The 12,093-nt window shown below is 42.6% G+C and carries 11 protein-coding genes; all 11 read right to left on the bottom strand.

Annotated elements, in window-relative coordinates; genetic code table 11:
- Positions 1 to 51: 51 nt before the first annotated feature.
- A complete protein-coding gene (locus AC5JPY_RS11995; protein ID WP_493852580.1) occupies positions 52 to 849 on the bottom strand; it encodes a metallophosphoesterase in 798 nt (265 codons plus the stop codon).
- A gap of 246 nt (positions 850 to 1,095) precedes the next feature.
- On the bottom strand, positions 1,096 to 1,794 hold the full coding sequence (gene pyrF / locus AC5JPY_RS11990) for an orotidine-5'-phosphate decarboxylase (RefSeq protein ID WP_493852579.1): 699 nt from the start codon (positions 1,792 to 1,794) through the stop codon (positions 1,096 to 1,098).
- A 72-nt stretch (positions 1,795 to 1,866) separates the two neighbouring features.
- A complete protein-coding gene (locus AC5JPY_RS11985; RefSeq protein ID WP_493852578.1) occupies positions 1,867 to 2,274 on the bottom strand; it encodes a lipopolysaccharide assembly protein LapA domain-containing protein in 408 nt (135 codons plus the stop codon).
- 57 nt (positions 2,275 to 2,331) lie between these two features.
- Positions 2,332 to 2,637 (bottom strand): integration host factor subunit beta, encoded by a 306-nt coding sequence (locus tag AC5JPY_RS11980; RefSeq protein WP_319050085.1) that lies wholly within the window; start codon positions 2,635 to 2,637, stop codon positions 2,332 to 2,334.
- Between the two features lie 322 nt (positions 2,638 to 2,959).
- Positions 2,960 to 4,648 carry a 30S ribosomal protein S1 gene (gene rpsA, locus AC5JPY_RS11975; protein ID WP_493852577.1) on the bottom strand — a complete coding sequence of 563 codons (1,689 nt, stop codon included), beginning with the start codon at positions 4,646 to 4,648 and terminating at the stop codon, positions 2,960 to 2,962.
- Positions 4,649 to 4,944: 296 nt separating this feature from the next.
- The gene (gene cmk / locus AC5JPY_RS11970) at positions 4,945 to 5,712 is read right to left on the bottom strand and encodes a (d)CMP kinase (protein ID WP_493852576.1); all 768 of its coding nucleotides are present in this window, start codon (positions 5,710 to 5,712) and stop codon (positions 4,945 to 4,947) included.
- 178 nt (positions 5,713 to 5,890) lie between these two features.
- Positions 5,891 to 6,454: a tRNA adenosine(34) deaminase TadA gene (gene tadA / locus AC5JPY_RS11965; protein WP_493852575.1), complete on the bottom strand. Its 564-nt coding sequence runs from the start codon at positions 6,452 to 6,454 to the stop codon at positions 5,891 to 5,893.
- Positions 6,455 to 6,478: 24 nt separating this feature from the next.
- Complete coding sequence (locus AC5JPY_RS11960) at positions 6,479 to 7,216, bottom strand: uracil-DNA glycosylase (RefSeq protein ID WP_493852574.1); 738 nt, start codon at positions 7,214 to 7,216, stop codon at positions 6,479 to 6,481.
- A 209-nt stretch (positions 7,217 to 7,425) separates the two neighbouring features.
- On the bottom strand, positions 7,426 to 9,972 hold the full coding sequence (gene clpA, locus AC5JPY_RS11955; protein WP_493852573.1) for an ATP-dependent Clp protease ATP-binding subunit ClpA: 2,547 nt from the start codon (positions 9,970 to 9,972) through the stop codon (positions 7,426 to 7,428).
- A 728-nt stretch (positions 9,973 to 10,700) separates the two neighbouring features.
- Complete coding sequence (locus AC5JPY_RS11950) at positions 10,701 to 11,096, bottom strand: ATP-dependent Clp protease adaptor ClpS (RefSeq protein WP_319050078.1); 396 nt, start codon at positions 11,094 to 11,096, stop codon at positions 10,701 to 10,703.
- A 186-nt stretch (positions 11,097 to 11,282) separates the two neighbouring features.
- Positions 11,283 to 12,062 carry a hypothetical protein gene (locus AC5JPY_RS11945; protein ID WP_493852572.1) on the bottom strand — a complete coding sequence of 260 codons (780 nt, stop codon included), beginning with the start codon at positions 12,060 to 12,062 and terminating at the stop codon, positions 11,283 to 11,285.
- Positions 12,063 to 12,093 lie beyond the last annotated feature (31 nt).

Below are 12,093 nucleotides of genomic sequence, written 5' to 3'. Positions count from 1 at the left end.
AATATATCTTGTAAATATTTGGTAGTATTTTAATGTTATATCAAAGCTAATTTAACCAATATCGATGACTCTATCCCATGCAAACGCTAATGCCGTACTACTAACTTCATTGGGATAGGCTCTTGGATTGACGACTACCCGCGTATTGCCTATCTGATAATCAAAGGCTTCATGAGTATGTCCATGTACCCATAGCATTGGTGCCCAGTCCTCATCCATCCATCCAGATAGATCACTAACGAAGGCCGCATTACTCGGTAAGTTGGCGTATTTTTTGGACACGGACAATGCGCTAACGCTATGATGGCTCATTACTATGGTCTTTCTACCCAGTGCTTTGGCAGTGATCAATGCTTGTTGCAACCACTGACGGTGTTTTGCATGAATTTGCATTGAGATTTCAGGCGAGAACATCTCTTTACCAGCATAGATTTGCTTATAATCACGCATAAAATGCCTAGCAGCAGCCATGGTGTCTTCATTAGCATGATACTGGTAATCAGTCCATAACGTACAGCCCAAGATCCGTACGTCCCCAATATCAATGTGCTGACATTGCAAGACACGGACACCCTCACCAGACGCTGTGTTGTAGTTATCCCAAGTCGCAAGGTTTTGGTCAAAACTCAGTACATCTTCATCAAAGTACTCATGATTGCCTGCGATAGTAATCAAAGGCACTTGTAAGCGTGCTGCTTGCTCTTGTAGCCATGGCATACCCTTATCACTATTGGCGGTATCTCCTGCTACCAATACGATATCTGCATCAGTCTTAGGAATATGCCCGATAGGCTGCGACTGGCGCACATAACTATCAATATGTAAGTCACTCAATATCTGTAATTTCATATTATTCAATATCATCCAGTAATGTCATTATCGATCATCTCACCAGCATACAAACGTACATCAAGTGCAGCCTCACTCTTTAAGCCAGCGCTTAGCAAGCCAAATATTTACTATGGTCGACAATACTTGAAAAATGCTATGAAGCATAAGACTAAACAGTGTAGCAGCTTTCTGTCCGTCATCGAACAGTCAAAAGGCAGCCTGAACGGCTGCCTTTTGACTGTTAACTACTACAAACCCTATATATCAAATACTCTGAAGTATTTTGTTCAGCTTAGCCGCAGGATCTGTCGCTTGAGTGATCGAGCGCCCAATAACTAGATAATCAGAACCGTCTACCAATGCTTGACTCGGCGTACAGATGCGCTTTTGATCATCAGCACTGTCTTCCGCTAATCGAATGCCAGGTGTGACCAACTTAAAGTCTGGACCACAGAGCTGCTTGAGTACCTTTGCTTCCTGTGCAGAGCAAACCACACCATCCAAACCAGCTTGCTTAGTCAATTGTGCTAAACGGCTCACTTGCGCATCTAAGCCATCAGTAATACCTGTTTGCATCAGCGCTTCATTGTCCATCGAGGTCAATATAGTAACGGCAATAAGCAATGTATCAAGATCTTTATCTAGCAAACGTTGTTTTGCCAGAGACATAGCTTCTAGACCTGCACTTGCATGGACGTTCACCATCCACACACCAAGTTCGGCTGCAGCCACTACTGCTTGAGCAGTCGTATTAGGAATGTCATGAAATTTTAAGTCTAAGAATACTTCGAAATTACGCTGGTGTAGCGCCTTAATAACCTCAGGGCCACAACGGGTAAACAACTCTTTGCCTACTTTCAATCGGCATAACGTTGGATCTAGCTTATCAGCTAACGCCAAAGAGGCTTGCAGAGTCATGTTATCTAGGGCAACAATCACTGGAGAATTAATCGTGTTATTCATGGTTTTGCCATATGTTAGAATTATCAAAGCATTATATTTTTGAGGTCAGCAGTACTGCTATCGCTCAGTAAGCTAATCACGTTTACGCTTGGACAGCGTACCACCAGCATTCAAGTCAGTTTCCGCGCCGCCCTGGACATTCGTAGTCCTCGCACCATAAACGGCTTCATCCACCGTTGGCGCACTTGCTTGACGATCAATAACCGCATTGGCTTGCGTCAGCTGCTCTTCTAAATGTGTGTTCGCCTTATTTAGACGTGATATTTCCCATCTATTCTGTAAGACACGGAATATGAGCAATGACAGCAAGATGCCAATGACAATACCTAGCATTAAGCACAGGATGAGTAGCAGCCCCAAGTTCATCGTAGGCGCTTGCGAAAACAGTAAATTGACTCCGACCTCGGTATTATTTGCTAATACCAAACCAAGCGAATAAGCAAAGCTCAAGAACAGCAATACAAATAGTAAAAAGCGCATGAGACAGTTACCCCTGTTTGGAATGATAAGGTGTGCTTGGTCAATAATAGATAAATATTAGCTATGGGCTACTTTATCGTTGACTGCTTCACGCAGAGCCTTACCTGGTTTAAAGTGTGGAATGGCTTTGGCTGGGACTGGTACACTTTCACCCGTCTTAGGGTTGCGTCCCACACGAGCACGGCGATGATGTAGACAAAAACTACCAAACCCGCGAACCTCGACTCGACCATCACTAGCCAAAGTATGAGTCATTAAATTTAATATTTCACGAACGGCATCATCGACAGTAGTATCTGCCATGTTGTCACAATTCGCACTCAAATTACTAATAAATTCAGATTTGTTGATCGCTTGCTGCATTATTACACTTGCCTTGTTGATTAATGGATAAACTGATGATGAAACAGTATCGTGTGCTTAGTAAATAATTTAATAGCTAATGATTAGCTATTCATTAAAAAGTACACTCATGGCTAGAGTTAGGTTATAGCTCTGCATACACTGATGCTCACATCTCGTTACTCAATGTTGCAAATGATAGCGGATATTGCGGTAAATAGGAATAAGAGTTTGCCCATTTAGCCAAAAACCTTCGCTATTAATTATCCCTATCAAAATTTAATCAAAAAAAAAGCGACCGAAGTCGCTTTTTTATATTACTGCTATATCAATAACTTACAGCTTACTGCATTTGTTCTTTGATCAAGTCACCAATAGTTTTTGGCTGTGCATCAGAACCTGGAGCAGCAGTAGTATTGGTGCTACCAAGATCTTTAATCGCTTGACGCTCTTCAGCTTCGTCTTTCGCTTTGATAGACAAGTTGATGTTGCGTGTTTTACGATCTACACTGATGATTTTCGCTTCAACGTCATCACCAACGCTCAGATGCTTAGTTGCATCTTCAACGCGGTCACGTTGAATCTCAGAAGCACGTAAATAAGCTTCAACTTCGTCAGCAAGCTCGATAGTAGCGCCTTTAGCGTCTACTTCTTTTACTTTACCATTAACGATAGCACCGCGGTCGTTACCAACTAGGTATTCGTTAAATGGATCAGAGCTCAACTGTTTCACGCCTAGGCTGATACGGTTAGCTTCTGCATCTACAGACAATACCATAGCTTCTACAGTATCGCCTTTATTGTAGTTACGGATAGCATCTTCGCCAGTCTCGTTCCAAGAGATATCAGATAGATGAACAAGACCATCAATACCACCGTCTAGACCGATAAAGATACCGAAGTCAGTGATTGATTTGATCGTACCAGTGATTTTATCACCGCGCTCATGTTTCTTATCAAACTCATCCCATGGGTTAGCTAGAGTCTGCTTGATACCTAAGCTGATACGGCGACGTTCTTCGTCGATATCAAGAATCATTACTTCAACTTCATCGCCCACTTGAACAACTTTAGATGGGTGGATGTTTTTGTTGGTATGATCCATTTCTGATACGTGTACTAGACCTTCGATACCTTCAGAAATCTCAGCAAAACAACCATAGTCAGTTAGGTTGGTTACGCGTGCTTTAACAACACTACCTACTGGATAAGTACCGCCAACGTTATCCCAAGGATCGGTACCAAGTTGTTTTAGACCTAGGCTAACGCGGTTGCGCTCACGGTCAAACTTCAATACTTTAACTTTTAGGTCTTGGCCAACTTCAACAACTTCAGATGGATGCTTGATACGGCGCCATGCCATGTCAGTGATGTGCAATAGACCATCGATACCACCTAGATCAACGAACGCGCCGTAATCAGTAAGGTTCTTAACGATACCTTCGATCTCGATGCCTTCTTCAAGCTTGTTCAATAGCTCTTCGCGCTCAGCTGAGTTTTCAGCTTCCATAACTGCACGGCGGCTAACAACAACGTTGTTGCGTTTTTGGTCAAGTTTGATGACTTTGAATTCTAGCTCTTTGCCTTCAAGATGCGTCGTATCACGGATAGGACGTACATCTACCAATGAACCTGGTAAGAACGCGCGTACTGAACCGATATCTACAGTGAAACCGCCTTTAACTTTGCTTGAAATGACACCTTTTACGATTTCATCATTGTCAGCGATTTTTTCAAGGAAGTTCCAAGTTTCAACACGCTTAGCTTTTTCACGTGACAGCAAGGTTTGGCCCATGCCGTTATCAACCGCTTCAACTACGACATCAACGCTATCGCCAACTTCAACTTCAAGTTCGCCTTCTTCGCTTAAAAACTCTTCACGAGCGACGATACCTTCAGATTTCAGACCAGTATCTACTGTGATCCAATCGCTATCGATGGCCACAACAGTACCATTGATAACCGAGCCACGCTCGATATCTAGGCCTGTTTCTTCGATGCTCGCTTCAAATAGTTCAGCAAATGATTCCATTATGTCTACCTTTGTATAGCCGTATCCTGTCCAGCACAGTACGGATCAAATTTATGATTGCATAAAACGAGGATACTGGTTTTATATCTCATACAATCATATAAAAAAACGTTTGTTGTTAGTAAGCATATTATCGAGATTACTAACAACAACTGTCTTTTTTTGAGTTTTTCAGCTAACTATTTCCGCCCAGTTAAAGCACCAAATCCTAGCTGTATAATTTTACATCAAAAATAAAGCTTGTGCTGAACTTTTTGGTACTTAATATGTTGTTTTTACTAGCTATTACTCTTTTATTAACTACTAAAAAAAACACCTTGATCTTGGCAGTGCTTCTTTACTTGCTCATAAACAGTATCAGCACTAAGTGTAGAGCTATCAAGCAATAAAGCATCCGTTGCAGGTTTTGATGGCGCTGTACTACGGTTTTCATCACGGTCATCACGTGCTTTGATCGTTGACAAAATCGCTTCAAAATCTGCCGTTTGACCCGCATCAATCAGCTGAGTGACACGGCGCTGAGCACGCGCTTCAGCACTGGCAGTCAAATACACTTTGACGTCCGCATCTGGGAATACAACCGTTCCCATGTCTCGACCATCAGCGACAAGCCCTGAACGTGTGGCCATGTCTTGTTGTAATGTGAGTAAGGCCTGACGAACTTGTGGAAACACTGCAATTTGCGACGCATATCCACCGACTGTCTCATTGCGTACTTGGTCACCAACTGCTTGCCCATTCACGATGATGTCTACACGTCCTGAGTCATTGTTCGGTACAAACGCTATATCCAAGCTTTTTGTAAGTGCTAATACAGCATCTGCGTCAATTGGTTGGCTAGCATCTGCGGTTATTAATCCAGCTTCAAATGCCTTGAGTCCTACGATTCTATATAACGCCCCGGAATCCAACAATTGATAACCCAGTACTTGTGCCAAACGCCAAGTGACCGTACCTTTTCCTGCACCGCTAGGGCCATCAATACAGATCACAGGATAGCGCGTTGGATGACCTTTGCTGTCATTTTTGTTGAGCAAATCGTTGTCAGATGTGGAGACGGTCATAGTGCTTACTCAACAATAATAATTGCTACTTATGGGATCTATCACACAATCTCAATAAAGTAATATTTACTGATATATCATATGTTTGGTAGCAGAACAAAAGGTTCGCTACCAAATAGGGCGACATTATAGCAAAAAATAGACGCTATCACTAGCACCAAGACTGATATCTTGTTTATTAGTTATTTTCAATCAAAGCCTTACTTTTATTCTTTTTTGCTGCTCGCCTACGCTCACGAAAAAACGTCTTTAGCATCTGACTACTATGCTCACTGCACAACCCTCTGTGAACTTGGATATTATGGTTGTAAAAAGGCTGAATTGATAAATCAAGCTGACTACCTACCATACCAGCACGTGGTTCATTCGCTGCATATATTAGCCTATCTACACGAGCGTGAATCAAGGCACCAATACACATAGTACACGGCTCCAACGTCACATATAGAGTCGTGTGTAGTGGCAATCTATAATTCTCTAAACGTTGACACGCATCTCTCAACGCGACTATCTCAGCATGAGCTGTCGCATCGTGACCGCCAATTGGTTGATTAAACCCTTGACCGATTATCTGCTGCTCATGAACTAACACTGCCCCGACTGGTACTTCCCCACACTCAGCTCCCTGTTCAGCGAGCTTCAGCGCTTTTTGCATCCATTTAGTATCTTCAGCTAACCAAAATGTACTGGTATGCACACCTTTGATATCTGGCTGACGACTCAACGATTGATCAGGTTTCAAACTTATACTCGATATGGTCATCATCTATTGTGGCAGTTGCCAATCAATCGGTGTCTGACCGTATTGCACCAAATAATCATTTGTTTTGGAAAAAGGTTTGGTACCAAAGAACCCACCACGGTTGGCAGCCAAGGGTGAAGGATGTACTGCAGTCAGAATCAGATGCTTGTCGGTATCAATATACTTTCCCTTTTTCTGTGCTTTACTACCCCATAGTATAAACACAGTATGCTCTGTCTGTTCGTTCACCGCATCGATGACTGCATCAGTGAACTGCTCCCAGCCTTTATTTTGATGACTATTCGGCTCGCCTTCTCGTACAGTCAGTGAACTATTTAACAGTAAAACACCTTGCTCAGCCCAATAGGTCAGATCCCCATGCGCTGACGGACGAATACCAATATCATCTGCCATCTCTTTTAGGAGGTTATTGAGTGATGGCGGCTTGGGGATGGCTTTAGGAACAGAAAATGACAAACCCATAGCCTGTCCTGGGCGATGATAAGGATCCTGACCCAAGATGACAACTTTGACCCGTGATAAAGGGGTAAGATTAAGTGCATTGAACATCAATGGTGCAGGCGGATAGATACTATCACTCGACTGGTAAGCTTCTTTCAAAAATGCGCGTAAATTATCCATATTTTCAGACGTCAACTCATCGGCCAATGCCGTCTTCCAGTCTTCTGGCAAGCGGACATTATCTAGAATAGCTTGTTTTTGCTCTGGCGTTTTGGTTGTTTGTTCGTCAAACAGTTCCATAGTAAATCCTTTTTATATTTATTATGAGATAGGGCTCAATAATTGGTTTATTTTAAAGGTTAATGGTAACAAAAAACCATATGAGCTTTGTTGATAAATTATAGCAATAAAAAAACGGCTACCGCATTCATACGGTAACCGTTTGTCATTCAATCGAACTCAGCACCTTAGAACTAAACGCATTAGTAGTAAGCGCTTTAGTAAGCTGCTTAGCTGGCTACTGACTCAGAGTCCGAACGCGGCTCGTGAGTTTCAACGACTGTCAGAACGATTCGACTGTCAGATGAGCCTTTATCCGTAGACTTATCTAGCTTCACGGTATCGCCATCTTGTATGTCGTCTGCTTTGGGTTCCAAGGTCAAGTGAACTACCCCACCATTCACCAATTCGCCGAATAAGATCATACTTGCCAATGGCTTTTTGATTTCATCCTGAATCAGGCGCTGCATCGGACGCGCACCCATCAGACGGTCATAACCTTTGTCAGCTAGATAATCCCGTACGTCATCATCAATCTCTAAAGTGACTTGCTTATCATCAAGCTGTACTTGCAGCTCAACCAAGAACTTATCAACAACCGATACGACAACTGAAGTATCTAGGGGATTGAATTGAATAATCGCATCTAAACGGTTACGGAATTCTGGCGTAAAGACGCGCTTGAGTGACTCGGTATTATCACGGCTATGATCTTGCTGAGTAAAGCCCATAGAAGAGCGACTGATACTATCAGCACCAACGTTCGTTGTCATGATAACGATGACTTGCTTGAAGATAGCAACACGGCCGTTATTGTCCGTCAAGGTACCATGATCCATGACTTGCAGTAACAAGTTGAACACATCTGGATGTGCTTTTTCAATTTCATCAAGAAGCAATACACAATGCGGATGTTGGTTGATTTTTTCAGTGAGCAATCCACCTTGATCATACCCGACATAGCCCGGAGGCGCACCAATCAGGCGCGAGGCAGTATGGGCTTCCATATACTCTGACATATCAAAACGTACCAGCTCTACGCCTAACAAGTTAGCAAGCTGACGTGATACTTCTGTTTTACCCACGCCTGTTGGTCCTGCAAACATAAACGAGCCGATTGGCTTATCTGGTGCTTTTAATCCTGCACGAGACAGTTTGATGGCATCAGCAAGTGTTGCAATCGCCTCATCCTGACCAAACACTAGATGCTTGAGGTCGCGATCCAAGTGTTCAAGAATGCTCTTGTCATCACTTGATACAGACTTAGGCGGAATACGTGCAAGCTTAGCAATAATAGCTTCGATATCAGCCACGTCGATTTTCATTGGCGGTTTCGCTGCTTTTGATACTTTTACACCATCAGTAGACTTAGCGCGGTCATCTGCCTTAGCAGCTTCGGCTTCGTCTAACATTTCATTATCACTGCCATTGTCTGCATCGATATCAACCTCTTCGGCATCGATTTGCGCATCAAAATCTTGCTCTAAATCGGCAATAAAGCTCTCTTCAGCATCGATGTCTTCTACATCAGGTACCACGCCCAAACGCTTATAAGCACCTGCTTCGTCGATTACGTCAATAGCTTTATCAGGCAAGAAACGTTCGTGAATGTGCTTGGCTGATAATTGTACTGCCATGACTAGAGCTTCGTCGGTATATTCGACATTGTGGAACTCTTCATAACGAGGTTTGAGACCGCGTAAAATATCAATAGTATCATTGACGCTAGGCTCTTTTACATCGATCTTCTGGAAGCGACGCGATAGTGCATGATCTTTTTCAAACACCTGACGATACTCAGTAAAGGTAGTTGAACCAATACAGCGTAGCTCACCATTAGCAAGTGCAGGCTTAATTAAGTTTGATACATCCATATTACTACTCATCGACGACCCTGCGCCAATGATCATATGAATCTCATCAATAAAAAGAATAGCATTTGGTTTTTTCTTCAAGGCATCAAGCAGTGACTTCATACGCTTTTCAAAATCACCACGATATTTGGTGCCTGCGATCAGTGAGCCAATATCAAGGCTATAGATCACACAACCATTAAGTGGTTTTGGCGCTTTGTCATTGATGATTAACCATGCTAAACCTTCGGCGATAGAGGTTTTACCAACACCAGGCTCACCCACTAACAATGGGTTGTTTTTGCGGCGGCGGCATAAGACCTGAGCTGCACGCTCAATTTCAGAAGCACGTCCAATTAAAGGATCTGTCTTACCTTCTGCAGCACGTTGGTTTAGATTGGTCGCGAACTCAACCAATGGGTCTTTGCTGGTTTTTTCAGATGCACTGCGGCGCTCGCCAGACATAGAAGCACGTGGTTCAGACGGCTCTTCTTTGTCTTGACCATGTGACAAATACTGGGTCAGCTCAAGGCGACTGATGCCCTGCTTTTTGAGCAAATAAACGGCATAAGTATCATGCTCTGAGAACATAGATACCAAAATATCAGAGCCTTCAACTAGGCGACCACCGCCTATAGATTGCACATGGAAAATAGCACGCTGCAAAATACGATCGAAGCTTTGCGTTGGCTGCGGCGATTGTTCCGTGTTTGCATCAATAGTGGGCGTATGCTTATTGATATACGCTTCAAGTTCAGACCGCAGCGCCGACACATTGGCATTACAAGCAGTCAACGTATTGGCAGCGTGGGTGTTTTCTAGTAGCGCTAGTAGCAGGTGTTCAACAGTAAGATACTCATGCGATTTTTGGCGCGCAAGCGTCATTGCTAAACGTAGAGAAACTTCAAGATGACGACTTAACATAACAACTTCCTACGGTTATATCTATCTTTATAATTGATAGTTTTATGAATGAGTTAGTAAGTAAATCAGGGCGGCAGATCGATTGTTCAAGGGTGATATTCGTATTATTACAAGCCGTGGATATATTGTTTGTGGTAAAGACTGTTTTACGAATGCTTAACCTATCTACCAGTTAGCAGTGATTGTGATAATTCATAGTCGCTTGTCTTTATATCAACACGATATTTGGACGGAGTCAATCTATTAACGCAGACTAAAGTGTATCAAAGCATACAAAAAGTAAGTGTTAAAAGGCTAAACAGCAACGACTGACACTCAAAATTTTGAGCAGATAAAAGATGAATGGACTATTAGGGGTATTAATATCGAAAGGATTATTTGAGTACTATGCCAAATGACTATGCTAAATAGCTCTGTAGCCAACAAAGCAGCTATCATCATAGTGCAGCTATCATAATAGTATCGAATTCAAAGCTATTTATAGATACACTTTAATATATAAGGATATATTATGAAAAAATCAAGTCTATCATAGCGACGTGGCTGCTCACTAATATGGTTAATACAATGAAGATTTGAAACAAAGTGATTAGAAAAATAAGTATTGAAAGAAAAGCAGACGTTGAGAAGATAAGTGATCAAGCTCACTGTTATAGTGAGCCGTTGATATATGTTAAAAAATTCGGCATGGTAAGGCAAATACTGATGACAAAACGAGACGCAAACGCTTATTCACCTTGATGAGGTTCAATCTGCGTCAGTAACGGATAACCTTCACGGTGCGCTAAGCTATTTACTTTTTTGGCTTTGGTCTCAGCAATATCTTTGGGGTAAATGCCAGCAATGCCTTTGCTACTGTTATGAATCGTCAACATAATCTCAACCGCAGAATCCATGGTATGGCGAAACTCTGACTGTAAAATATAAACAACGAATTCCATTGGCGTATAGTTGTCATTGTACATAACCACTGCATACATTGGTGGTTTAGCGACTTCTGGTTCTGCGACCAATACATCTGCTTGCGGTGATGTTTCATCATCGGTATCGCCGTCTTGGGCACGATACGCAGGTATATGTGGAAAGTGCCAATCAGCAGCTGTTGGCATGTCTTGTGATATCATTTTTTTCATCATAATCAAAGTATAATTATAAGGTAAGTTTAAAATAAAAGAAGTTGTAAAGGCAGGCGGTGAGCCATGATGCAAAATATAATTACTAACTATAGTCGCTCTACTTTCTATGACTATAATCGTTCTACTTTGCTTTTGGCTATATCATCGCTATTAGATGTTTATTAGGACACGTCCCTATTGCGAAATAGGACTTTCATCGACTTCTGGCAAATCTAAAAGTGATGGTAGCATGTTATCAACTCTATCGCCGAGTCTCCAATCATACAGCTGTTCCACCTCTTGCCCACCTGCTTGCAAACTAAGCTTTGCTTGTAAAGGCTTGAAACCTGATGGCATCACAAAGCGACCACGTATACGGACAATACCTTCAATAGCGTAGCTTGCAGGATCTAAAGGCACTTCTACAAGGTCGTCATTGTTGAGCAGTGTCAACGTTGGTCTAAGACGCTTAGCCTGACCATCGCTGCTAAGCATCCCGATGTCAAAACCATACTCAAAAGCATTTTCGGGTAGTGGCTCAATCTTGGCGCCTAATACTTGCAGTGGCATACCGCCTTTATCACTAATGACATCAGCATATAATTCATTGAGCTGTGTGACTTGTCTGTTTTCTACTGTCAACGCTTGCTGGTTTTCACGCAGCTCGTTGAGGTTCGCTAAGCTTATGGCCAATTCTTGCTTGGCAGCTGCCGCCTGATTCGTCGCTATCTTGTTACTGAGACGCAAATCCTCAAGTGCTGCTGTCGCTTCAGTACCATCGATAATTGCTTGTTTGGCTTGTGTTTCCATCGAGTGAAAGCCGCGCTGATAGCCAAGCTTATGACCAAATACTAATCCAACCACAGCTGTTACTAATACGGCTACCACGAACAATGCCAGTACTAGCGTAGATGCGCCGCGTTGATTGCTCCCGACATGCTGTTCAAGACCATTATCATCTTGATTGGAATGCATTTTGTATCCCAAATCACATAGAACAGGATCT

It is taken from the genome of Psychrobacter sp. H27 (assembly GCF_059072655.1).
This window is presented reverse-complemented; position numbering and strand designations above follow the sequence as displayed.

Excerpts from the sequence above, each read along its gene's own strand:
- AC5JPY_RS11995 (WP_493852580.1), bottom strand. The coding sequence starts at position 849 with ATGAAATTACAGATATTGAGTGACTTACATATTGATAGTTATGTGCGC.
- pyrF (WP_493852579.1), bottom strand. The coding sequence starts at position 1,794 with ATGAATAACACGATTAATTCTCCAGTGATTGTTGCCCTAGATAACATG.
- AC5JPY_RS11985 (WP_493852578.1), bottom strand. The coding sequence starts at position 2,274 with ATGCGCTTTTTACTATTTGTATTGCTGTTCTTGAGCTTTGCTTATTCG.
- AC5JPY_RS11980 (WP_319050085.1), bottom strand. The coding sequence starts at position 2,637 with ATGCAGCAAGCGATCAACAAATCTGAATTTATTAGTAATTTGAGTGCG.
- rpsA (WP_493852577.1), bottom strand. The coding sequence starts at position 4,648 with ATGGAATCATTTGCTGAACTATTTGAAGCGAGCATCGAAGAAACAGGC.
- cmk (WP_493852576.1), bottom strand. The coding sequence starts at position 5,712 with ATGACCGTCTCCACATCTGACAACGATTTGCTCAACAAAAATGACAGC.
- AC5JPY_RS11960 (WP_493852574.1), bottom strand. The coding sequence starts at position 7,216 with ATGGAACTGTTTGACGAACAAACAACCAAAACGCCAGAGCAAAAACAA.
- clpA (WP_493852573.1), bottom strand. The coding sequence starts at position 9,972 with ATGTTAAGTCGTCATCTTGAAGTTTCTCTACGTTTAGCAATGACGCTT.
- AC5JPY_RS11950 (WP_319050078.1), bottom strand. The coding sequence starts at position 11,096 with ATGATATCACAAGACATGCCAACAGCTGCTGATTGGCACTTTCCACAT.
- AC5JPY_RS11945 (WP_493852572.1), bottom strand. The coding sequence starts at position 12,062 with ATGCATTCCAATCAAGATGATAATGGTCTTGAACAGCATGTCGGGAGC.